19 protein-coding genes and 1 pseudogene are annotated in these 22,950 nt (G+C 61.1%); 18 read left to right on the top strand and 2 right to left on the bottom strand.

Translation table 11 applies throughout. From position 1 onward, the window contains the following. Positions 1 to 8 precede the first annotated feature (8 nt). The 12 genes and pseudogenes from HP062_RS28275 (at position 9) to HP062_RS28330 (ending at position 15,550) form a co-directional block, all read left to right on the top strand. Positions 9 to 656, top strand: a complete 648-nt coding sequence (locus HP062_RS28275) for a TetR family transcriptional regulator C-terminal domain-containing protein (RefSeq protein WP_010462200.1) — start codon at positions 9 to 11, stop codon at positions 654 to 656. Positions 657 to 748: 92 nt separating this feature from the next. Next, positions 749 to 1,465, top strand: a complete 717-nt coding sequence (locus HP062_RS28280; protein WP_010462198.1) for a response regulator — start codon at positions 749 to 751, stop codon at positions 1,463 to 1,465. Positions 1,466 to 1,470: 5 nt separating this feature from the next. Further along, entirely contained in the window at positions 1,471 to 2,244 is a 774-nt protein-coding gene (locus tag HP062_RS28285) for an ABC transporter substrate-binding protein (RefSeq protein WP_154913887.1), read from the top strand. Next, the gene (locus HP062_RS28290) at positions 2,241 to 4,502 is read left to right on the top strand and encodes an ATP-binding protein (protein WP_172792385.1); all 2,262 of its coding nucleotides are present in this window, start codon (positions 2,241 to 2,243) and stop codon (positions 4,500 to 4,502) included. The genes HP062_RS28285 and HP062_RS28290 overlap by 4 nt, the downstream gene beginning before the upstream one ends. A 186-nt stretch (positions 4,503 to 4,688) precedes the next feature. Further along, a pseudogene (locus HP062_RS28295) lies at positions 4,689 to 6,100 on the top strand (amino acid permease). A gap of 304 nt (positions 6,101 to 6,404) precedes the next feature. Continuing rightward, the gene (locus HP062_RS28300) at positions 6,405 to 7,196 is read left to right on the top strand and encodes an enoyl-CoA hydratase/isomerase family protein (RefSeq protein ID WP_077750041.1); all 792 of its coding nucleotides are present in this window, start codon (positions 6,405 to 6,407) and stop codon (positions 7,194 to 7,196) included. 53 nt (positions 7,197 to 7,249) lie between these two features. Next, on the top strand, positions 7,250 to 8,410 hold the full coding sequence (locus HP062_RS28305; RefSeq protein WP_010462188.1) for an acyl-CoA dehydrogenase family protein: 1,161 nt from the start codon (positions 7,250 to 7,252) through the stop codon (positions 8,408 to 8,410). A gap of 18 nt (positions 8,411 to 8,428) precedes the next feature. Next, positions 8,429 to 10,528 carry an acetate--CoA ligase family protein gene (locus tag HP062_RS28310; protein WP_172792386.1) on the top strand — a complete coding sequence of 700 codons (2,100 nt, stop codon included), beginning with the start codon at positions 8,429 to 8,431 and terminating at the stop codon, positions 10,526 to 10,528. A gap of 10 nt (positions 10,529 to 10,538) precedes the next feature. Further along, the gene (locus HP062_RS28315; RefSeq protein ID WP_172792387.1) at positions 10,539 to 12,146 is read left to right on the top strand and encodes a 5-guanidino-2-oxopentanoate decarboxylase; all 1,608 of its coding nucleotides are present in this window, start codon (positions 10,539 to 10,541) and stop codon (positions 12,144 to 12,146) included. A gap of 27 nt (positions 12,147 to 12,173) precedes the next feature. Next, positions 12,174 to 13,364, top strand: a complete 1,191-nt coding sequence (locus tag HP062_RS28320; protein WP_172792388.1) for a pyridoxal phosphate-dependent aminotransferase — start codon at positions 12,174 to 12,176, stop codon at positions 13,362 to 13,364. Then, positions 13,357 to 14,772 carry an aldehyde dehydrogenase family protein gene (locus HP062_RS28325; protein WP_010462179.1) on the top strand — a complete coding sequence of 472 codons (1,416 nt, stop codon included), beginning with the start codon at positions 13,357 to 13,359 and terminating at the stop codon, positions 14,770 to 14,772. Before HP062_RS28320 ends, HP062_RS28325 begins: the two co-directional genes overlap by 8 nt. A 73-nt stretch (positions 14,773 to 14,845) precedes the next feature. After that, on the top strand, positions 14,846 to 15,550 hold the full coding sequence (locus tag HP062_RS28330) for an NAD(P)H-dependent oxidoreductase (RefSeq protein WP_172792389.1): 705 nt from the start codon (positions 14,846 to 14,848) through the stop codon (positions 15,548 to 15,550). A gap of 202 nt (positions 15,551 to 15,752) precedes the next feature. Here HP062_RS28330 and HP062_RS28335 read toward each other — a convergent pair whose 3' ends face one another. Beyond that, on the bottom strand, positions 15,753 to 15,944 hold the full coding sequence (locus tag HP062_RS28335) for a DUF1508 domain-containing protein (protein ID WP_010462174.1): 192 nt from the start codon (positions 15,942 to 15,944) through the stop codon (positions 15,753 to 15,755). A gap of 276 nt (positions 15,945 to 16,220) precedes the next feature. On the opposite strand from HP062_RS28335, the gene HP062_RS28340 reads away from it, so the two are divergent. The 6 genes from HP062_RS28340 to HP062_RS28365 all read left to right on the top strand — a co-directional run bounded on the left by HP062_RS28340 (position 16,221) and on the right by HP062_RS28365 (position 21,819). After that, positions 16,221 to 17,189, top strand: coding sequence for a glycosyltransferase family 2 protein (locus HP062_RS28340; protein ID WP_010462173.1), 969 nt, complete (start codon positions 16,221 to 16,223; stop codon positions 17,187 to 17,189). Positions 17,190 to 17,192: 3 nt separating this feature from the next. Next, a complete protein-coding gene (locus HP062_RS28345; protein ID WP_172792390.1) occupies positions 17,193 to 17,903 on the top strand; it encodes a bifunctional 2-polyprenyl-6-hydroxyphenol methylase/3-demethylubiquinol 3-O-methyltransferase UbiG in 711 nt (236 codons plus the stop codon). Next, entirely contained in the window at positions 17,900 to 18,286 is a 387-nt protein-coding gene (locus HP062_RS28350) for a GtrA family protein (RefSeq protein WP_172792391.1), read from the top strand. The genes HP062_RS28345 and HP062_RS28350 overlap by 4 nt, the downstream gene beginning before the upstream one ends. Further along, positions 18,283 to 20,397 (top strand): DUF6311 domain-containing protein, encoded by a 2,115-nt coding sequence (locus HP062_RS28355; protein WP_172792392.1) that lies wholly within the window; start codon positions 18,283 to 18,285, stop codon positions 20,395 to 20,397. The genes HP062_RS28350 and HP062_RS28355 overlap by 4 nt, the downstream gene beginning before the upstream one ends. Positions 20,398 to 20,469: 72 nt before the next feature. Further along, positions 20,470 to 21,396, top strand: a complete 927-nt coding sequence (locus HP062_RS28360; RefSeq protein WP_172792393.1) for a LysR substrate-binding domain-containing protein — start codon at positions 20,470 to 20,472, stop codon at positions 21,394 to 21,396. A 57-nt stretch (positions 21,397 to 21,453) separates the two neighbouring features. Then, positions 21,454 to 21,819, top strand: a complete 366-nt coding sequence (locus HP062_RS28365) for a 5-carboxymethyl-2-hydroxymuconate Delta-isomerase (protein ID WP_172792394.1) — start codon at positions 21,454 to 21,456, stop codon at positions 21,817 to 21,819. Positions 21,820 to 21,822: 3 nt separating this feature from the next. Here the strand turns inward: HP062_RS28365 and HP062_RS28370 are convergent, their stop codons facing one another. After that, positions 21,823 to 22,758, bottom strand: coding sequence for a LysR family transcriptional regulator (locus HP062_RS28370; protein WP_077750029.1), 936 nt, complete (start codon positions 22,756 to 22,758; stop codon positions 21,823 to 21,825). Positions 22,759 to 22,950 lie beyond the last annotated feature (192 nt).

Genomic DNA, 22,950 nt, shown 5'->3' on the forward strand with positions numbered 1-22,950 from the left:
TGTCGCGCATGAGTCAGGAAGCCCGTTTTTCCCGCATGGAGCCGGAGTTGCGCAAGGCCAACCTGATCGAAGCCACGCTGGTTTGCCTCAAGCGCCACGGCTTTCAGGGCGCATCGATCCGCAAGATTTCCGCCGAGGCCGGCGTCTCGGTCGGGTTGATCAGCCATCATTATTCCGGCAAGGACGAATTGGTGGCCGAGGCCTACCGGGCGATTACTGGCAGGGTCATGGGGTTGCTGCGCGACGCCATGGAACACGCGGCACCCAGCGCCCGGGAACGCTTGTCGGCGTTTTTTCGCGGCTCGTTTTCAGCCGAATTGCTCGACCCGCAATTGATTGATGCCTGGCTGGCATTCTGGGGGGCTGTACGCACGGCGGAATCAATCAACCTCGCGCACGAGCATTCCTACGGCGAGTATCGCGGCATCTTGCGTAAAGTCCTGACCGAATTGGCGCAGGAGGAGGGCTGGGAACACTTCGATGCCGACCTGGCCGCCATCAGCCTTAGCGCGTTGCTTGATGGTTTGTGGCTGGAGTCGGGACTCAACCCGGGCACCTTTACCCCGGAGCAAGGCATTCAGATTTGCGAAGCCTGGGTCGACGGCTTGCAGGCCGGCGGTCGTCAACGGTTTTGCGTTCAGACGACGGGCTGTTGATCGGTCGTTCAGCTGCCGATACTCTCTGGCGCCAAGGCAACAAAACACTCTAATAAGAAACACGCCTTCGGGCATACGCGGGACACCTAGCGATGACTCCTCGGGTACTGATCGTCGATGACGATCCGCTGATTCGCGAACTGCTGCATGCCTACCTGTCCCAGGAAGGTTATGACGTGCATTGCGCCGCCACCGCGGAGCTGGCCGAAACCTTTCTGGCGAGCCAGACGGTGGATCTGGTGATGCTCGATATCCGCTTGCCGGGCAAGGACGGGCTGACCCTGACCCGGGAGCTGCGGGTCCGTTCGGAAGTCGGGATCATTCTGATCACCGGGCGCAACGATGAAATCGATCGCATCGTCGGCCTCGAATGCGGCGCCGACGACTACGTGATCAAACCCCTCAACCCACGCGAGCTGGTGTCCCGGGCGAAAAACCTGATACGCCGGGTTCGCCACGCGCAGGCGCCCCAGCCGGTGGCGGCCATTGCAAAACCGGTCAAGCAATTCGCCGACTGGGCGCTGGACACCGATCGCCGACGGCTGATCGACGCCACTGGCAGCGAAACCCTGCTGACCCACGGCGAATACCAGCTGCTCAGCGTGTTCCTGCGCAACAGCGGCCACACGTTGAGCCGAGATCAGTTGATGGACCAGATCCGCAACCGCGAGTGGGTGCCCAATGATCGTTCCATCGACGTGTTGGTCGGACGTTTGCGGCGCAAGTTGCACGACGACCCGGCCGAGCCGCAGTTGATCATTACCATCCACGGTGCCGGTTACCTGTTCACCGCCAGCGTAGCGGCCTGACTCTTATGTGGCGGCTGTTTGCGCTGCTGCTGGGGTTGGTCGCCCACAGCACAATGGCGGCGGAAAAGATTCGCTATTGCGACTATCCGGTCTACCCGCCGATCTCCTGGAGTGACGGCAAGCAGGTGCGCGGCCTGGCCCCGAGCGTGGTGAAAAACCTCTTCGAGAAACTCGGCTATGAAGTCGACATCATCGTGCTCGGCAACTGGAAGCGCTGCTTGCTCGACGCCGCTGAAGGCCGGGTCGATGTGGTGTTGGCCTACAGCACCGCACAACGCGAGCAGAGCATGATGTTTTCCACGGTGCCGGTGTTGCGTGAAGAGGTCGCACTGTTCATCAACCGCCAGCGTCCGGTGAAATTCGAGCGTCTGGAGGACCTGGCCCATTACCGTGGCGGGCTGCTGTTCGGTGAAAGTTATGGCGTGGAATTCGACCGCTTGGTCGCCCAGCACCAAAACATCGAGTGGGTCTCTGACAGCCGCCAGAACTTCGGAAAACTGATTCGCGGGCGCATCGACTTCATCACCTCGGAGCGACGCACCGGCGAGCTTTACGTCGAGAACCTGCCGGGCGCACAAGACATCGTCGCCTTGCCGACCTCCTTGAGCGTTGACTACCTGCGGATTGCGGTATCACGCCGTTCACCACTGGCCAGCCGCATGCCGGACATCGATGCGCAACTCAAACGCATGGTCGATGCCGGGGAGGTCGAGCGTTTGCTCGACGAAAGCGAAGTCACGTACCGCGACATGATCAACCTGCCGGCGAATTCGAAATGATCGGCGCACGGCCCGGAGGGCTGTTGCGGCGTCTGCTGTTGTTCATTCTGTTGTTCAGCCTGTGCTTCACCGTCCTGGCGAGCACCGTGCAGTTGTACTTCGAATACCGCCGCGAGATGCGCGAGATCGATTCGCGCATGGAGCTGATTCGCGCCGGGTATCTGGCCAGTCTGGAGCGCAGTCTCTGGGACTTGAACCAGGAACAATTGAATGTGCAGTTACGCGGCCTGGTGGATTTTTCCGACGTGGCACGGGTGCATCTGATCAGCCCTGATTTCGATCTGCTGCATGGCAACGCGGAGCCGATAGGGCCGTTGCGCATTGAGCGTTTTCAATTGGACTATCAACCGCCGTCCGGGCCGTTGCGGCATCTGGGCCAGTTGGAGGTCAGCACCGATCTGGGCGCCGTGCACCAGCGTTTGTATGCCACCGGTTTGACCAGCCTGTTATGGATGAGCGTGTTCTTATGCGGGCTGGCGGTGGCGCTGTCGGGGCTGTTTTACCGCTTGGTCACGCGGCACCTGCAAGTCATGGCCGAGTTCGCCCGGCGCGTTGCCGCCGGTGACTGGCACGACCCCTTGCAGCTGGACAAGCGCCGTGGCGCCGACGAGGACGAAATCGACACCGTGGCCCATGCGCTGGACGACATGCGCCGGGCAATCCTCAGTGACATTGACCGCCGGGAAACCGATCGACTGGCCCTGCAAGACAACCGCGATGAACTGCTGCGAAGGGTCGAGCGCCGCACCGCCAGCCTGATGCGTGCCAAGGATGAAGCCGAAGCGGCCAACCTTGCGAAATCACGGTTCCTGGCGACCATGAGCCACGAACTGCGCACGCCGCTCAACGGCATCCTTGGCATGGCCGAATTGCTGCGTGACGCCCACTTGGATGAGCGCAACGGCAAACGTCTGGATGCGTTGTACAAGGCGGGCGAAGGGTTGTTGTCGATTCTCAATGAAGTGCTGTATTTCGCTCGATTGGAAGAGGGCGTCAGCCACCCGGAACCGGTCGACTTTTCCCTCCAGCGGTTGCTCGACGAGGTGCTGACGCTGCTGGAACCGCGTGCGCTGAGCAACGACACGACGCTGCACTGCTGGGTGGATCCGCAGGTTGCCGACCGGCACCATGGCGCCGAACAATTCTTGCGTCAGGTACTGAGCAACTTGCTGGCCAACGCGATCAAGTTCACCGAAGGTGGAGAGGTCAGAGTCGAGGTCGTGCTGCTGGCTCCCAACCCGCAACAGACCGGGCAACGGCTGCGCCTGAGCGTGACGGACAACGGCATCGGCATTGCGCCGGCGGTGCAGGATAAGATTTTCGAGCGCTTCACGCAGGCCAGCGAGGAGGTGGCGCAACGCTTCGGCGGAACCGGTCTCGGATTGGCCATTTGCAAACATCTGGTGGAGCAGTTGGGCGGGCAGATCGGTGTTGAAAGCCAGGTCGGGCAGGGCAGCTGTTTCTGGTTTGAAGTGACGTTGCAACCGTCGACCGACACCACCGAGGTGGCGTCAAGCAGCGAACCCGGCAGGTCGCTGAAGATTCTGGTGGTCGAGGACGTGGCGCTGAACCGTGAAGTGGTCAGCGGCTTGCTGCAACGGGACGGGCATCAGGTCTGGCTCGCCGAAGACGGCGAGCAGGCGCTGATGCAATGCGCCGGGCAGACGTTCGATTTGATCCTGCTCGACGTGCACCTGCCGGGCATCAGCGGCGTCGAGTTGTGCACATTGATTCGCGGCACCGAAGGCCCGAACCGCCAATGCCGAATCTTCGCCCTGACCGCCAGTGTGCAACCGGCGCTGGTGCGCGGTTATCTGGATGCCGGGATGGACGGCATTCTCGCCAAACCTCTGAAACTCGACAATCTGCGTCAGGCCCTGGCCGGGCATTCACCCATACCCACGCCGCAGCCTGTTGACGAGGCAATGGATTGGCCGTTGCTGGACACCCACCGCACCTTGCTCGGTGAACAGAAACTCCAGGGATTGCTGGCGGTGTTGCGCGATTCGATCAGCCAGCATCGCGAAGCGCTCACGGAAGCGATCGAGGCCGACGATTGCACCGAAGTCGCTCACCTGGCGCATCGCCTGGCCGGCAGCAGCGACTCATTGGGCTTTCGTGCATTGGCCACTGTGCTGCGCGCGCTGGAAGAGGCTGCGCTGGTCAACGACGAATCAAGGTTGCGGATATTGGCACCGCAGGTTCACGCGCACTTGCAGCATTCGCAACAGACGCTGACCGACCTGCTGCACCCCTGACATACAAGTTCGTTACGACTTTTTACAACTTCGAGCGTTAAGGTCAACGGGAGCTTACATGGCCTTCCAATAATCGAGATAACCGCCACAGCGCGGTCTTCGAAGCTTATTGGAGATAATAATAATGAACCGCCGTAAAGCTGATCCCTCCTCGCGCCACGCGCACCTTGCTGATGGGGTGCGGACATGAGCGAATCTATCGAACGTAATGGCATCCACCTGACCCGCGCTTTAAAAAGCCGACACATTTTCATGTTGTCACTGGGGGCGTGATCGGCACGGGGTTGTTTATGGGCTCCGGAGTGACGATCAATCAGGGCGGGCCGGTGGGGGCGATTCTCGCTTACCTGGTCGCCGGTTTCCTGATGTACCTGGTGATGGTGTGCCTGGGCGAATTGTCCGTGCAAATGCCGGTGTCCGGCTCGTTTCAAACCCACGCGACCAAGTTCATCGGGCCGGCCACCGGCTTCATGATCGGCTGGGTGTACTGGATGAGTTGGGCGACCACCGTGGGACTGGAGTTCACGGCGGCAGGCATGCTGATGGAACGCTGGTTTCCAACCATTCCGATCTGGTACTGGTCGGCGCTGTTCGTGGTGGTGCTGTTCGGACTGAATGCGTTGGCGACACGCGCTTTTGGTGAAGCGGAATACTGGTTTTCCGGGATCAAGGTCGCGGCGATCCTCGGGTTTATTGTGGTCGGCGTGCTGGTGATTTTCGGCGCGATCCCACTGACCAGTGGTGCACCGGCACCGATGATGACCAACCTGATCGGCGACTCGCTGTTCCCCAACGGTTTGTCGGCGGTGTTCGCAGTGATGATGACTGTGGTCTACGCCTTCCAGGGCTGCGAGATCATGGGCGTGGCCGCCGGCGAAACCGATCAGCCGGAAAAAAGCATCCCGCGTGCCGTGCGCAACGTGGTGTTTCGCGTGTTGATTTTCTATGTGCTGGCGATCGTGGTGCTGTCGGCAATCGTGCCGTGGCAGCAGGCCGGGTTGATGGAAAGTCCGTTCGTTCAAGTGTTCGACATGGTCGGCATTCCTTATGCGGCTGACTTGATGAACTTTGTGATTCTTACGGCGATTCTGTCGGTGGGTAACTCGGGCCTGTATGCCTCTACGCGCATTCTGTGGGCGATGTCCAAGACCGGCATGGCGCCGAAAAGCCTGTCGCCGTTGAGCAAGCGCGGCGTGCCGTTGCGGGCGCTGAGCATCACCTTGTGCTTCGCGCTGGTGTCGTTGATGACCAGCTTCGTCGCGGCGGACACGCTGTTCATGGTGTTGATGGCGGTGAGCGGCATGTCGGGCACGGTGACCTGGATCGTGATCGCGCTGGCGCAGTACAAATTCCGCAAGGCTTACCTGCGCGATGGCGGCAAGCTCAGCGACTTGAAATACCGCGCGCCGTGGTTCCCGCTGTTGCCGCTGACTTGCATTGCGTTGTGCTGTTCGCTGTTCGTGTTCCTGGCATTGGATGAAACGCAGCGCCCTTCGCTGTATTGGGGCTTCGGGTTTATCGCGGTGTGCTACGCCGCGTACTTCCTGACTCAACGCAAGCGCCAGGCGGTGCTGGCACCGAGCTTGCCGACGGCGTAACCGCACACACCAAGACAAAACCCCATGGGAGCAAGCCGTGGCGAGAGGATCAATCCCCTCGCCACGGCTTGCTCCCATCGTTGTTTTTGGTGGGTTACGCGCTGTAGGCAGTTGTTCAAAGTTGTAACAGCGCAGTCGTCGCATGGCTGGATGTCAGAACTTAAACCAACAAAATCAACTGCTTACTAATTAATCGCAGCTGTTACAGCCCGTTCTTCAGCCAATTGCCGTCTTGCTGAACACTCGTTTAGTATGGCCCTAAGTCGCACCACCTCACGCCAAACACAATAATTCGAGGATTCGCATGACTACTCACATTTCTCTGCTGTGCCAAGTAAAAGCCGGCGTGGCCTGGATCACCCTCGATCGCCCCGATCAGCGTAATGCGCTGGACATTCCGACCCTGAAAAACCTGCACGCCGTGCTCGATGAGTTCAACGCCGATCCCTCCGTTCGGGTCGTGGTGCTGACCGGCAGCGGCCGCAGTTTCTGTTCCGGCGCGGATCTCGCCGAGTGGGCCGATGCCGAAGCCCGTGGCGCCCTCGAAAGCTACGGCTGGACCGAAACCGCCCATGCATTGATGAGCCGTTTGTACAGCCTGGAAAAACCGACCATCGCCGCCATCAACGGCACCGCCGTCGGCGCCGGGATGGACCTGACGCTGTGCTGCGACCTGCGCATCGCCGCGCAATCGGCGCGCTTCAAGGCCGGCTACACCAGCATGGCCTACTCGCCGGACGCCGGTGCCAGCTGGCATCTGCCGCGCCTGATCGGCACTGAACAAGCCAAGCGCCTGCTGTTCCTCGACGAGTTGTGGGGCGCCGACCGTGCCTTGGCCGCCGGTCTCGTCGGCGAAGTCTGCGCCGATGAACAACTGCACGACGTGACCACCGAATTGGCCACGCGCCTGGCCAACGGCCCGACGTTCGCTTTCGCCCAGACCAAAAAACTCATGCGCGAAGGCGCCCAGCGCAGCCTGCCGGAGCAACTGCAAGCCGAGCTCGCCGCCGGCCTGCTTTGCGGTCGCAGCAAAGACGGCGCCGAAGCCTTGCGCGCCGCCATCGAAAAACGCCCGGCACACTTCAGCGGCCAATAGGCCCGATGACTGGCCTCGTACACCTACTCAGCACATGAACAACAGGTAGCCCCATGAATTTCCAACTGACCCAAGAACAAGACATGTTGGTGGACGCGGTACGCAGCTTTGTCGCCAAGGAACTGCTGCCTCATGAGGAAGCGGTCGACCGCGCCGACGAAGTCTCCCCGGAGCTGGCGGCACAGATCCGTGGCAAGGCGATTGCGGCAGGTTTCTATGCCTTCAACATGCCCGAAGAAGTGGGCGGTGGCGGCCTCGATTACCTGTCCCAGGCGCTGATCGAGCGTGAACTGTCCAAGGTTTCGTGGGCGCTGCATGTGTTTGTCGCGCGGCCGTCGAAAATCCTCATGGCTTGCACCGGCGAGCAGATCAACGACTACCTGCTGCCGTGCATCCAGGGCGAGAAAATCGATTGCTTCGCGCTGACCGAGCCGGGTGCCGGTTCCGACGCCAACGCGATCAAGACCCGTGCCGTGCGCGACGGCGATGACTTCATTCTCAATGGCAGCAAGCACTTCATCAGCCACGCCGGTCACGCCGATTTCGCCATCGTTTTCGCGGTCACCGACACCTACGAACACAACGGCAAACAGCGCAACGCCGTGACGTCGTTCCTGGTCGACCGCGACACGCCGGGCATGACCATTCGCCGGGGTCCCAAGTGCGTGAGCAACCGCGGTTATCACACCTTTGAAATGTTCTTCGACGACTGCCGCGTTCCCGCCAATAAAGTGCTGGGGGAAGTGGGCAAGGGCTGGGACGTGGCCAACGCCTGGCTCACGGCCGGACGGGTGATGGTCGCCGCCAACTGCGTCGGCCAGGCGCAACGCGCGCTCGATGTGTCGTTGCAATGGGCCGCCGACCGCAAGCAGTTCGGCCAGCCGATCGGCACCTACCAGGGCATCTCGTTCAAGCTCGCCGACATGGTCACGCAGATCCGCGCTGCCGAACTGCTGACCTTGCACACCGCCTGGAAAATGGACCAGGGCACCATGACCGACGGAGAGGCCGGCATGGCCAAGTTGTTTGCCAGTGAAGTGCTCGGCAAGGTCGCCGATGAGGCGGTGCAGATCTTTGGCGGCATGGGCCTGATGGACGAATGCCCGGTGGAACGCATCTGGCGCAACGCGCGGATCGAGCGCGTCTGGGAAGGCACCTCGGAGATCCAGCGCCACATCATTTCCCGCGAATTGCTGCGGCCACTGTTGCGCTGACCGGTCGGGAGAATGGCTATGTCGCAAACGATTCGTGACAACCTCAAACGCATGCTCGCACCGCGCCACCTGGCGTTTATCGGTGGCCGCAGCATGGCCCGCGCGCTCAAGCGCTGCGCCGACGGCGGTTACCTTGGCGAGATGTGGCTGGTCAATCCGCAGCACGACAGCCTTGAAGGCGTGCCGTGTGTGCGCCGTATTGCCGAACTGCCGTGCGGCCCGGACGCGGTGTTCATCGCGACCAACCGCGAGCTGACCCTGACCTGCGTTGCCGAACTGGCCGCCAAGGGCGCAGGCGGGGCGATCTGCTACGCCTCCGGGTTCGCCGAAACCGGTGCCGAGGGCCAGGCCTTGCAGCAACAATTGCTCAAAGCCGCCGGCCACATGGCCTTGCTCGGCCCCAACTGTTACGGCCTGCTCGACTACTTGCACAGCTCCGCGCTGTGGCCGGTGGCCCATGGCGGAAAACCGGTGGAGAAGGGCGTCGCCGTCCTGACCCAAAGCGGTAACTTTGCCTACAACCTGTCCATGAGTGACCGCTCGCTACCAGTGGCCTACATGGCGTCGGTCGGCAATCAGGCGCAACTGGGCATCGCCGAATTGATGGACGTGTTGCTCGATGAGCCGCGCGTCACCGCCATCGGCTTGCACCTCGAAGGCCTGAAAAACGTCCCGGGTTTCGCCCGCGCGGCGCACAAGGCATTGGAGAAGGGCATTCCGATCATCGCCTTGAAAACCGGCGTGTCGCAGATCGGTGCCGAGCTGGCGCTGAGTCACACAAGCTCGCTGTCCGGTTCCGATGCGCTGTACGACAGTCTGTTTGCACGCCTCGGCGTGATCCGCGTCAGCGGCCCGGTGAGTTTCGTCGAAACCTTGAAAGCGGCGGCGTGCGGCAAGTTGCCGGCGGGCAACAGCCTGATCGCACTGGCCTGTTCGGGAGGCGATGCCGGGCTGATTGCCGACTACGCCGAGCGCAACGAGCTGAGCTTGCCGAAACTCGACGAAGGTCAGCGCGATGAGCTGGCGCAAGTGCTGCCGAGCTACGCCAATCTGGTCAATCCGCTGGATTTCACCACGGCGATCTGGGGCGACGGCGAAGCCTTGAACCACATGCTCGACAGCGCCCTGCGCACCGAAGCCGATGCGGCGATGCTGGTGCTCGATTACCCGGCCGAATTTACCGGCGAACGCAAGGAATGCGACCTGCTGCTGGAGCTGTTCTGTGCAGCGCTGATCCGCCACGGCAAGACCGGTTTTGTCACCTCGGCTTTCCCGGAATTGCTGCCGGCCCACGCTCGCGAACGTCTGCATACCCAAGGCGTGGCGGCGTTGCAAGGCGTCGAAGACGGGCTGGCCGCGTGGGGGCGGATTGCTGGCTATCAACGCAACCGTCAGGCGCTGCTGGCGCTCGGTGAATCAGTGCTGGTGCCGCACTGCCCTCAGGCGCTGGAAGGCGAAGGTCGCTTGCTCAATGAATGGGATTCGAAAAAAGCGTTGCGCGCCTTCGGCCTGCAGACGCCCAACGGCGTGTTGAGCTCACCGGACGAGGCGTTGAGCGACGCCAACGCGCTGGGTTATCCGTTGGTATTGAAAGCGGTCAGCTCCCAACTGCCGCACAAAACCGAAGCCGGCGCCGTGGCGTTGAACCTCAAGGACGGCGCCGCTCTGAACGCTGCCCTGGAAAAAATGCGCGCCAGCCTCGTCGATTACGCGCCGCACGTGCCGTTCGATCAGGTGCTGCTGGAGCCCATGGCCAAGCCGCCATTGGCCGAGCTGATCGTCGGCATCAAACGCGAAAACGACTTCGGCCTGGCTCTGGTCATCGGCGCGGGCGGAATTCTGGTGGAGTTGCTCAAGGACAGTCGCAGCCTGTTGCTGCCCACCACCGATGGCGCCATTCGCCAAGCGTTGCTCGGCCTGCGCAGTGCCGCGTTGCTGCAAGGTTTTCGCGGTCGCCAAGTGGCGGATCTGGACGCGCTGGTGGCGGCGATTCGAGCGGTGGCCGATTACGCCTGCGAGAACGCCGGGCAGTTACTGGAACTTGATGTGAACCCATTGTTGGTCGGTGCCGATGGCACGACTGCGGTCGATGCGTTGATTCGCCTCGGCCACGAGTGAGGACTTGAATATGCAAAGCACAACATTGACCGGCGGTCAGGCCCTGGTCCGCCTGCTGGCCAACTACGGCGTCGACACCGTGTTCGGCATCCCCGGCGTACACACGCTGGAGTTGTACCGTGGCCTGCCCGGCAGCGGCATTCGCCATGTGCTGACGCGCCATGAGCAAGGCGCCAGTTTCATGGCCGACGGCTACGCCCGAGTCAGCGGAAAACCGGGTGTGTGCTTCATCATCACCGGGCCGGGCGTGACCAATGCCGCGACCGGCATCGGCCAGGCCTATGCCGACTCGATTCCGATGCTGGTGATATCCAGCGTCAACCACACCGCCAGCCTCGGCAAAGGCTGGGGGTGCCTGCACGAAACCCAGGACCAGCGCGCAATTACCGCGCCGATCACGGCGTTTTCGGCGGTAGCCCTTAGCGCCGAAGACCTGCCCGAATTGATCGCCCGTGCCTACGCGGTGTTTGACAGTGAGCGTCCGCGCCCGGTGCACATTTCCGTGCCGCTCGACGTGCTGTCGGCAAAGGTCAGCCGCGACTGGAGCAATGAAGTGGTGCGTCGCCCGAGCCGTGGCGTACCGGCCGCTACGGCGCTGGATCAGGCCGTGGCCAAACTGCAAAGCGCCAAACGGCCGATGATCATCGCGGGCGGTGGCGCATTGAATGCGCAGCAGCAAGTGCATGAACTCAGCACCCGACTCGCCGCGCCGCTGTTTACCAGCGTGGCCGGCAAAGGCCTGTTGCCGCCGGATGCACCGCTCAATGCCGGCTCGACCCTGTGCGTCGAGCCGGGCTGGCAACTCATCGCCGAGGCGGACGTGGTGCTGGCCGTTGGCACCGAAATGGCCGACACCGATTTCTGGCGCGAGCGTCTGCCGCTGAATGCCGAGCTGCTGCGCGTGGACATCGACCCGCGCAAGTTCAACGATTTCTACCCGTGCGCGGTGGCGCTGCAAGGCGATGCGCAACACACCCTCGCCGCGTTGCTGGAACGTCTGTCGCCCGTCAATCGCGATGCCAGTGCAGCGATCGCGTCCGTCGCAGCGCTGCGTGAAGCGGTGCAAAACAACCACGGTCCCTTGCAGTCGATCCATCAAGCGATACTCGAACGTATCGCTGCGGAGCTGCCGGACGATGCCTTCATCAGCACCGACATGACCCAACTGGCCTACACCGGCAACTACGCCTTCAACAGCCTGGCACCACGCAGCTGGTTGCATCCGACCGGCTACGGCACGCTGGGTTATGGCTTGCCGGCGGGCATCGGCGCCAAGTTCGGCGCGCCGCAGCGGCCGGGTCTGGTGCTGGTTGGCGACGGCGGTTTTCTCTACACCGCGCAAGAACTGGCCACCGCCGTCGAAGAGCTGGACAGCCCGCTGGTGGTGTTGCTCTGGAACAACGACGCGCTGGGACAGATCCGCGACGACATGATCGGGCTGGATATCGAGCCGATTGGCGTTCTGCCGCGCAACCCGGACTTTGCCGCCCTTGCCCGTGCGTTCGGTTGCACGGTCAGCGAGCCGCAAAGCCTGGCCGAGTTGCAAACCGACTTGCGCCACGGCTTCAAGCGCAACGGCGTGACCCTGATCGAACTCAAGCACGCGTGCGCGCAGTGACTCCAATTTTGTAAAAAGGATACCGCCATGCGCTTTTCCGATCTGACTCAACGCATCGCCGGTGACGGCGCTGCCGCCTGGGACATCCACTACCGCGCTTTGGCGCTGAAAGAGCAGGGCGAAGACATTCTGCTGCTGTCAGTCGGCGACCCGGATTTCGACACCCCGGTGCCGATTGTGCAGGCGGCCATCGACAGCCTGTTGTCCGGCAACACCCACTACGCCGACGTGCGTGGCAAACGCGCACTGCGTGAAAGCATCGCCCGGCATTACGCCAAACGCAGTGGCCAGCACGTTTCGGCGGAGCAGGTCACCGTGCTCGCCGGGGCGCAATGCGCGTTGTTCTGCGTGGCGCAGTGCGTACTGAATCCGGGCGACGAAGTGCTCGTCGCCGAGCCGATGTACGTCACTTATGAAGCCGTGTTCGGTGCCTGCGGTGCGGTGGTGATTCCGGTGCCGGTGCGTTCCGAAAACGGGTTTCGGGTGTTGCCCGAAGACGTCGCCACCCGCATCACGCCGCGTACCCGGGCGCTGGCACTGAACAGTCCACACAACCCGTCCGGCGCCAGTTTGTCGCGCAGCACCTGGCAGGCGCTTGCAGATTTATGCATCACCCACGACCTGTGGCTGATTTCCGATGAGGTCTACAGCGAGTTGCTGTTCGACGGCGAACACATCAGTCCGGCGAGTTTGCCGGGCATGGCCGAGCGCACCGCGACACTCAACAGCCTGTCGAAATCCCACGCCATGACCGGCTGGCGCATCGGCTGGTCAATCGCGCCACCGGCGCTGGCCGAGCACCTGGAAAACCTCGCGCTGTGCATGCTCTACGGTTTGCCGGACTTCGTGCAGGACGCCGCCGTCGTCGCGCTGGAAAGCAACTTGCCGGAACTGGACACGATGCGCGAAGCGTATCGCCAACGCCGCGATCTGGTCTGTGAATGCCTGGCCGACTGCCCCGGCGTGCGGGCCTTGAAACCCGATGGCGGAATGTTCGTGATGGTCGATATCCGCGACACCGGGCTCAGCGCCCAAGCGTTTGCCGACCGCTTGCTCGACCGTCATGGCGTGTCGGTGCTGGCCGGTGAAGCCTTCGGTCCGAGCGCAGCCGGGCATATTCGCCTGGGCCTGGTGCTGGGCGCAGAACCCTTGCGTGACGCCTGCCAGCGAATCACCTGTTGCGCCACTGAACTGATGGAAGCCCATGTCTATGCATAACCACAAGACGCTGTTTATCGATGGCCGCTGGCAGACCCCGTCGGGGCAGGGCATCGCCGAGGTCATCAATCCGGCCACTGAAGAGGTCGCAGGTTCGGTGCCGCTGGGCGATGAGCGCGATGTCGACAACGCGGTGGCTGCGGCGCGCCGGGCCTTCGGTCCATGGTCGCGGACGCCGTCGAGTGTTCGCGCCGGTTACCTGCGTGCCCTCGCCGACCAGTTAAGTGCCCGGGCCGATGAAATGGCTGCGGTCATCACCACCGAGTTGGGGATGCCGGTGCAATGGTGCCGTTCGGTGCAGGTCGACGGGCCCATCATCGGCCTGGAGCAATACGTCGAACTCGCCGGCTTGATGGATGAAGTGCGCGAGGTCGGTAATTCGCTGGTCATCCGCGAGGCGGTCGGTGTGTGCGCCTTCATCAATCCGTGGAACTACCCGCTGCATCAACTGATCGGCAAACTCGCCCCGGCTTTGGCCGCCGGTTGCACCGTGGTGGTCAAGCCGAGTCAGGAAACGCCGTTGCATGCCTTTTTGCTGGCGCAGATGATCGAAGCGATCGGGTTGCCGGCCGGCGTATTCAACCTGGTCAGCGGACCGGGCTCGAAAGTCGGCGAAGCGCTGGCCAAGCACCCGGACGTGGACATGGTGTCGTTCACCGGTTCCACCGGTGCCGGGGTTCGCGTGGCGCAAGCGGCGGCGCCTTCGGTGAAGCGCGTGTGCCTGGAACTGGGCGGCAAGTCGCCGCTGTTGATTGCCGAGGATGCCGATCTGGCCGCCGCCGTGCGCTACGGCGTGCAGGACGTGATGATCAACTCGGGGCAGACCTGCACTGCGTTGACCCGCATGTTGCTGCCGGCCAGTCGTTACGCCGAGGCCGTGGAACTGGCGATTGCCGAAACCCAAAGTCTGCGCATGGGCGATCCGCTGGACCCGCAGAGTTTCCTCGGGCCGATGTGCTCGGCGGCGCAGCGTCGCACCGTGCATGACTACATTCAGGCCGGACAACAAGAAGGCGCGCGGCTGGTTTTCGGCGGCGAAACAGCGCAAGCGTTTGAACGCGGTTACTACGTCAGTCCAACGCTGTTCGCCGATGTGGATAACCGCATGCGCATCGCCCAGGAAGAAATCTTCGGCCCGGTGCTGTGCCTGATTCCCTACACCGATGAAGCGCAAGGGATTCAGATCGCCAACGATTCGCCGTTTGGCTTGTCCAGCGGTGTCTGGGCCGGCAGCACCGAACGCGCCTTGCAGCTGGGACGACAGTTGCGCGCCGGGCAGTGCTTTCTCAACGGCGCGGCGTTCAATTATCAGGCGCCGTTCGGCGGCTACAAACAGTCAGGCAATGGCCGGGAATGGGGAGAAGAAGGGCTCAATGAATTTGTGGAAGTGAAGGCGATCCAGGTGTGACCGTTGACGGTTCAAACGATCTGCGCACGGTTATTGCCCACCCATAAAACCTGTAAACGTTTAGGAAATTGCCATGAAAGTCTTGATTGTCCACGCTCACCCGGAGCCGAAATCCTTTACCGCCGCCCTGCGTGACCAGGCGGTGACGACGCTTGAGGCTCAGGGGCATGAGGTCCGGGTCAGCGACCTGTACGCGATGAACTGGAACCCGGTGGCCAGTGCCGATGACTTTTCCTCGCGGGAGAACCCCGAGTACCTGGTGTACGCGCTGGAGCAACGGCTGGGGGTGAAGAGCCAGTCGCTGGCGCCGGACATCCAGCAAGAACTCGACAAACTGCTGTGGGCTGACTTGCTGATCCTGAACTTCCCGATTTTCTGGTTCTCCGCCCCGGCGATGCTCAAGGGCTGGATTGATCGGGTGTTGGTTTCGGGTATTTGCTACGGCGGCAAACGTTTTTACGACCAGGGCGGATTGAGCGGCAAGAAGGCGCTGGTTACCGTCACCCTGGGCGGCCGTGAGCATATGTTCGGTGATGGCGCGATTCATGGTCCGCTGGAGGATATGTTGCGGCCGATCCTGCGCGGCACGCTGGCCTATGTCGGGTTTGACGTGCTCGAGCCGTTCGTGGCCTGGCATGTGCCGTACATCAGTGACGAAGCACGCAAAGATTTCCTGCAGGGTTATCAGCAGCGTCTGGAGCATCTGAGTGATGACCGGCCGATGCAGTTTCCGCGCTTGTCACAGTTTGATGAGGCGTTGTATCCGTTGCCTGGTTGAAAGGGGCTTTTGGCGGGGGCTTGAGGGTGTGTTTTCCGGCCCCATCGCGAGCAGGCTCGCTCTTACAGAGGGTTTGTGTACGCCACAGATCTCCTGTGGGAGCGAGCCTGCTCGCGAAGGGGCCAGCGAGTTCAACCCCGAAAAACGAAATATGCCGAAGCTGTTCCCGGTCACTGAACAGGTTCGGCAGAGGTGATCGGGTTTAAATTTCCTTCACCGGCGTTTCACCCTCAACCCCTTTGATCAACCCGATGGCATGCAGGCAATCCGCCTTGTTCACATACGACTCGCCACTGGCGATCGTCTCGTGGTTCCCCGCTCTCAAGCGCCAGCGCCATTGTCCTTTGCCGGTGCTCGGCGTGCCTTTGGATTGCCTGTAAATCTCGAAATACATTCTGCTCGCTCCATGCGATGGGTCATCGCGACAACCTGTGTGTCGCATCGGGGGCAAGCCTAGCGGAGCTGGGTTTTTTGGCCATCAGGCATTTGTTTCCAGGCATTTGAAAATATTTCAGCCCGCGCTGCCGGGTCGGTGTGGATGGCCAAAACCCCGCAGTTTCGCCCTTGCATCACCTCCCTCGGTCCTGCTTAATACGACACGGCTCATGGCGTCGAGCAGCTGTCGACGACCTCGGATTGTAGAAAAATCACTATAAAAAAGAGCAATCAATTGACTCATCAGCACGGAACGCAACTGACCGGGCATGTGCAGCTTTCGCTCGTGATACCGGTTTTCAATGAGGCGGCGACCATTGATTTGTTCATCGCGCGGATCACTGACGTCTTCAAGGATGAAACGCTGATCGGTCTGGAAATGGTGTTCGTCAACGACGGCAGCACCGACACCACGCTCGACCTGCTGCTGGAGCGCCAACAGACCGATTCGCGCCTGCGCATCGTCGATCTGAGCCGCAATTTCGGCAAGGAAGCGGCCCTGACTGCCGGCTTGCAGACCGCCACCGGCCAGGTGGTGGTGCCAATCGACGTCGATTTGCAGGACCCGCCTGAAGTGATCCTCGAGATGATCGCCCTTTGGCGTGAAGGCTATGAAGTGGTGCTGGGTCATCGTGTGAGTCGCAAGACCGACTCCTGGGCCAAGCAAACCTCGGCCAACTGGTTTTATCGCCTGCACAACAAAATCGCTGAGCAACATCTGCCGGAAAACGTCGGCGATTTTCGTCTGATGGACCGTTGTGTGGTGGATGCCCTGCAAACCCTGCCCGAGTCCCGGCGCTTCATGAAAGGCCTGTTTGCCTGGGTCGGGTTTCGCACGACGCATGTGAACTACGAGCGCCTTGAACGGGTGGCGGGGGCGAGCAAGTTCAACGGCTGGCGGTTGTGGAACTTCGCGCTGGAAGGCATCACCAGTTTCAGCACCGAACCGCTGCGCATCTGGACGTATCTGGGGCTGTTCGTCTCGCTGATCTCGTTCTCGTTTGCCATTTTCATCATCTTGCGAACCTTGATCTCCGGTGTCGATTTGCCGGGTTATGCGTCGCTGATGGTCGCCGTCACGTTTCTGGGCGGCCTGCAATTGATCGGCATCGGCGTGCTGGGTGAATACCTGGGCCGCACGTATATCGAGTCAAAACGCCGCCCGGTGTATCTGGTGCGGCGCGTCTACGACCCCAAGGACTGAACCATGGATCTCAAGGAAACCGACATCCTCGGTTCGAGCATCGACCAGCACTGGTATTACGCCTCCAAAGCGGCGGCCACCACGCGAATGCTGGGTAACACGCCGGTCACAAGGATTCTCGACGTAGGCGCGGGCTCCGGATTCTTTTCCCACCATTTGCTGAGGCATTCGGCGGCCCGTGAAGCCTGGTGCGTCGACATCAGTTACGACCAGGATTCGGACGCCACCACCGCCGGTAAACCGGTGCATTACCGTCGCGGCATCGACTCGGTGGATGCCGATCTGGTGCTGCTGATGGATGTGCTGGAACATGTCGATGACGACGTCGGGTTGCTCAAGGTTTACGTCGATAAAGTCCCCTCCGGCAGCCGTTTCCTGATGACGGTGCCAGCGTTCCAGTTTCTCTGGAGCGGGCACGATGACTTCCTGGAACACAAGCGCCGCTACACCTTGGCGCAGCTGGAAACGGTGGCCCGGGACGCCGGTTTGAACGTGAAACAGGGGACTTACTACTTCGGCCTGGTGTTCCCGATTGCTGCGACCCTGCGCTTGTTGCCCAAGGGCGCACAACCGTCGCCACCACGCTCGCAACTCAAGCAGCACCATCCACTGGTGAATACGGTTTTGAAGACGCTGTGCAGCGTCGAACTGCCCTTCATGGGCGCGAATCGTCTGGCCGGATTGACCGTGTTTGTCCTGGCGCAGAAGCCGTGACGTCAGCCGAAAAATCCGCCCTGATCCAGCGTGGCCTGCGTTTTGCCGTGACCGGGTTGCTCGTCACGGCCCTGCATGCGCTGGTCGCCGTGTTGTTCATCCATTACGTGCTGCCTCTACCGCCCTTGGCCAACGGCGCGGCGTTTGCCGTGGCGACCGTGGTGTCTTACCTGATCAATACCACGTGGAGCTTTTCCGCCCGTTTGCACGGCAAAACGCTGCTGCGCTTCATGATGGTTTCCGCTGCCGGATTCCTGCTGGCGATGCTGGTGGCCTGGGCTGCGCAAATGGCCGGGCTGCATTATTTGCTGGGGATTGGCGCAGTGGCGCTGACTCTTCCGGCCTTCACCTTTGTATTGCATAACTTCTGGACGTATCGATGAAGGATTTCGCTAGACGCCTGCCACTCAACCTCTTGCCGCTGTTGATCGGTGTTGTGGCCTTTTTCCTCATCATCGGGCCACGGGCGCTGAACCCGCAAAACATCGCGTGGCTGGGCAATGGCGATCCGGCGACCCATTACCTGGGATGGGCTTTTTTCCGGCAGTCGCCGTGGACTTTTCCCATAGGGCTCAATCCTTCCTATGGAATGGAACTGGGCAATGGCATCATTTTTTCTGATTCCAACCCGCTGCTGGCATTCTTGTTCAAACCCTTTGCTGCGCTGTTGCCGACGCCTTTTCAGTATTTCGGCCTCTGGTTACTGACCTGCTTCGTCCTGCAGGCGTGGTTTGCCTGGAAGGTAGTGGGGCTGATGTCGTCGCATGTGGGTGTGCGTGCCGTGAGTACGGCGTTGTTGCTCTTTGTTCCGCCAATGCTCATGCGCATGCCCTTTCATTTGTCCCTGGGCGGGCATTTTCTGCTGCTGGCTTCGTTTTACCTGGCCCTGCATCCGCAACTGCGTCGTCGACGCCTGGCCTGGGGCGCATTGCTGGCGACGGTCGCGTTGGTCCACGCGTACTTTCTGGCGATGGTTGCACTGATCTGGATCGCTGATCTCGCGGCCGGGTATTTCAAGAAGAAACTGACGCTGCGCTCTGCCTTGATCGAGTTTCTTGCACTGTTTTCACTGGTCAGCTTTTGCTGCTGGCAAGCCGGGTATTTTTCGGTCGGCACCGAAGGCGCGATCTCAGGCGGTTTTGGCATCTACGGCATGAACCTGCTGTCACTGATCGACTCGGGGAACTGGTCCTATGTGCTGAAGGATCTGCCCGGTGTCCAAGGGTTCGGTGACGGCGAAGGGTTTGTCTTTCTGGGACTTGGCCTGATCACGCTGGGCCTCTATGCCGTGGTCGGTTTACTGCAAGGCAATACCGGCTTCGGGCAACAGGTGCGGCGGCGACCCTTTTTGCTGTTGGCGCTGATTGGGCTGACGGTGTTCGCCATTTCAAATCATGTGGCGTTGGGCTTGCTCGAGTTCACCTATCCGCTGCCGCCCGTGGTGATTTCCATCGCCAACATCTTCCGCGCCTCGGGGCGAATGTTCTGGCCGGTGTACTACGCGATCATCTTCGCCATCATTTTCCTGGTCATTCGCGCCAACACGCCGCGCACGGCCTTTTGCCTGCTGTCGCTGGCGTTGCTGATACAGATGGTGGACACACACGCCGGCTGGGCAGGGGTGCGCAAGCAATTGATGATGGAACCGGCGTCGAAGTGGGCGTCGCCCATGGTCGATCCGTTCTGGGAAAGCGCGGCAGCCCATTACAAGAACATTCGCTGGATCGTTCCGCAGAATCTGTCCCCGAAGTGGATGTCGGTGGCTGATTTTGCCGGCGCCCACGGTCTGGCGACCAATGCCGTTTACCTGGGGCGGATGGACACGGCCAACTGGATCGAATCCGAGCAGCAGACGGCCCGGGAAATGGCGTCGGGTAAATATGACGCCGACTCGTTGTACCTGCTCGATGAGCGTGCGTTGATCCAGTCGGTGAGAAACATTAATACCCAAACGGATCTCTTCGCCCGGATTGACGGCTTCACGGTGCTGGCTCCGGGCTGGAAGCAGTGCGGCACTTGCTTGCAGGCGACCTCGCAAATCAATCCGCTGGACCTGGTACCCGCCCTCGAACCCGGACAAAAGACGCTGTTCACTTACGGCAACAAGGGCGGCGCGTTGCTGGCCAAGGGCTGGTCCGAGACTGAACCCTGGGGTGTCTGGTCCAAAGGCCCGGACGCTGAAGTCATGTTCCGGACCCTGGCGCCCGTGCATTCCTTGCGTCTGGAGACGACGGCGTTTCTACCTCCCGGCCATGGGCGTCAACGTGTCGGCATCAGCATCAACGGCCTGCCGGCAACGAACACCCAACTTGAACAGGCTGACGGCAACGTGATCGATATTCCCCTCACGGCCGAGATGCAACAACGGGTGTCGAGTCAGGGTGTCGTCAGGTTGCAACTGCAGTTTGCCGACGCCGTCAGCCCGAAACAGTTCGGGCTTGGCCAGGACGTTCGCCAACTTGCGCTCGGATTGAAGACCTTGACGGTCAATTGAAAGCCAACGCACGTAGACGCCCCCGTCGCGCCTTTCTAAACTGCCCGCAGTGTTGGGGAACGGGGGCAAGGAATGAATCGCAACGAACTGCGCAAGGCTGACATCAACCTGATGGTGGTGTTCGAAACGTTGATGCTGGAGCGCAACGTCACGCGTGTGGCGGAGAAGCTGTTTCTCGGCCAGCCGACCATCAGTGCCGCGCTTAACCGCTTGCGGACGATGTTCAACGATCCACTGTTCATTCGCGTCGGCCATCGCATGGAGCCGACCGCGCGGGCCGAGGAAATCATCCTGCACCTGTCGCCAGCGCTGGACTCGTTGTCAGTGGCCCTTAGCCTGACCCACGATTTTGATCCGGCCAGCAGCACCATGACCTTTCGCATCGGGCTGTCGGATGACGTCGAGTTCGGCCTGTTGCCGCCGCTGCTGCGCGCCTTACGCCAGGAAGCGCCGAAGGTGGTGTTCGTGGTTCAGCATGTCGATTACTGGCGCATTCCCGACTTGCTGGCCTCCGGTGATATCACGGTCGGCATCAGCCAGACCCGCGGCCTGCCAGCCAATGCCAAACGCAAGTTGTTGCGGCACATCCAGCCGAGCATTTTGCGCGCCGACGCCTCGGACACCCCGCTGACCCTCGATGAATATTGCGCACGACCGCACGTGCTGGTGTCGCACACCGCCAATGTCAGTGGCTACGCTGATGAATGGCTGGCGGAGATCGGCCGCACGCGCCAAGTCGTGCTGTCGGTGCCGCAGTACAGTTCGTTGCCGGCCTTGCTCGCTGGCACCGACCTGATCGCCAGCCTGCCGGATTACGCCGCCGAGGCGATGGCCGCTTCGGGTCAGTTATTCAAGGAAGCCTTTCCGTTCAAGACCCCGACACTGGACTTGTCCATGGTCTGGCTCAGCCATGTCGATACCGATCCGGCCGAACGCTGGTTGCGCACGCGGCTGGAGGCGTTCATGAGTGAGCGCCTTGAGTCGCCGCTGTCCAAATGAGTCGGACGACGCTGTGTTATATGTAGGTCCTTTCTGCACACTACCAGGAGCCAGACCATGCCCCACCTGCACATGGAATACACCGCCAACCTGCCTGAGCTTAACGCCGACATGGCGTTGATTCGGCTCAATAATGCCTTGGTGGCTTCCGGTCAGTTTGCTGCGGAGTTCGATATCAAGAGCCGTGCGGTGAAGGTCGAGACGTTCAAGATCGGCACGGCGATGGGGGAACGGGCGTTTGTGCATGTGAAGCTGGCGCTGCTGAGCGGTCGCTCGCCGCAGATCAAAAAACAGTTGTCCGAGAGCCTGTTGGCCGTAGTGCAGGAGCTGTGTGAATGGCCGACGGGGGTTGAAGTCCAGTTGTGCGTGGAGATCCTCGACATCGACCGGGAGTCCTACACCAAAACGGCCATCGGCCACTGAGTTTCAGGCCATTTCCTGCTCGGCGCAGGCTTTGATCACCTGCTCGCGCAGCCACGTGTTGGCGCTGTCCTGATCGACACTTTGACTCCACTGCATGTCCAGGGTGAAACCCGGCAAGCCGTTGGGCGCTTCGCAGTGATTGAAGATCGCCTCGTTGGCCAGCAATTGCTGGATACGGCGGGGCAACGTCAGGATGAAGTCAGTGCCGGTGATCATTTTCAGCGCCGCGCTGTAGCTGTTGGAGCGCGCGATAATCTGCCGTTTATGCGCCTGTCGCGCCAGCCAGCCATCGACCATGTTGGTGGTGGAGGTCCACGGTGTCGGAAACACATGCCGGCGTTCGACAAACGCCTTCAGGCTTAAACGGGGTTCCAGTGGCGTGGCGCGTTTGTCGAAGACGCAGACCAGATCATCTTCGAGCAACAACCGGGATTTGAGGTCGCTGTGGCTGCGATGAAGATGGGGGCCAAAACAAATCACCAGGTCGAGGCTGCCATCGCGCAGGTCTTCGGCGGGGATGTCGGTTTCGAACTTGTGCATGTTGACCATCACCGGCAGGTCGGCGAAATCAAAGCTTTTCAACAGGCGCGGCAGGATCAACTGCTCGAAGTATTCCGGTGCGCAGATGTTGAACGTGACCGGTTGCAAGGTCGGGTCGAACGCCTGGGCGCCGGCATGGCAGAGGTTGATGCTTTCGAGGATCTTCAGCACGTGGGTGTACATGGTGCTGGCTTTGTAAGTGGGGCGCATACCCGTGCGGGTATTAATGAATAACTCGTCTTCAAAACTGGTGCGCAGTTTCTTCAGGCAGTAACTCACGGTGGACTGGCTGACGCACAACGCCTCCGACACACCGGTGACGCTGCTTTGCTCATACACGGCGACAAACACCATGAGGTCTTGCATATCGAGCTTTCTAAGCAAGTTACTGTTCAGCATCCGTTCTGTCTCGCTGTGCTCCTTGCGCTGACTGTGCGCAAACGTGTGCGAACGATCCTAACGGAACGATGGTGCCAGGAGAATGCCCTGTAGGACGTTTCACAGTCAGTTGTGGGACAGAAAATGTAACGAACACGACTTATGAATTTAATCCCACAAAACATGGCCGAAGGCCTTTACCCATGAGCGGTG

It is taken from the genome of Pseudomonas sp. B14-6, assembly GCF_013260315.1.
Classification (GTDB): domain Bacteria; phylum Pseudomonadota; class Gammaproteobacteria; order Pseudomonadales; family Pseudomonadaceae; genus Aquipseudomonas; species Aquipseudomonas mandelii.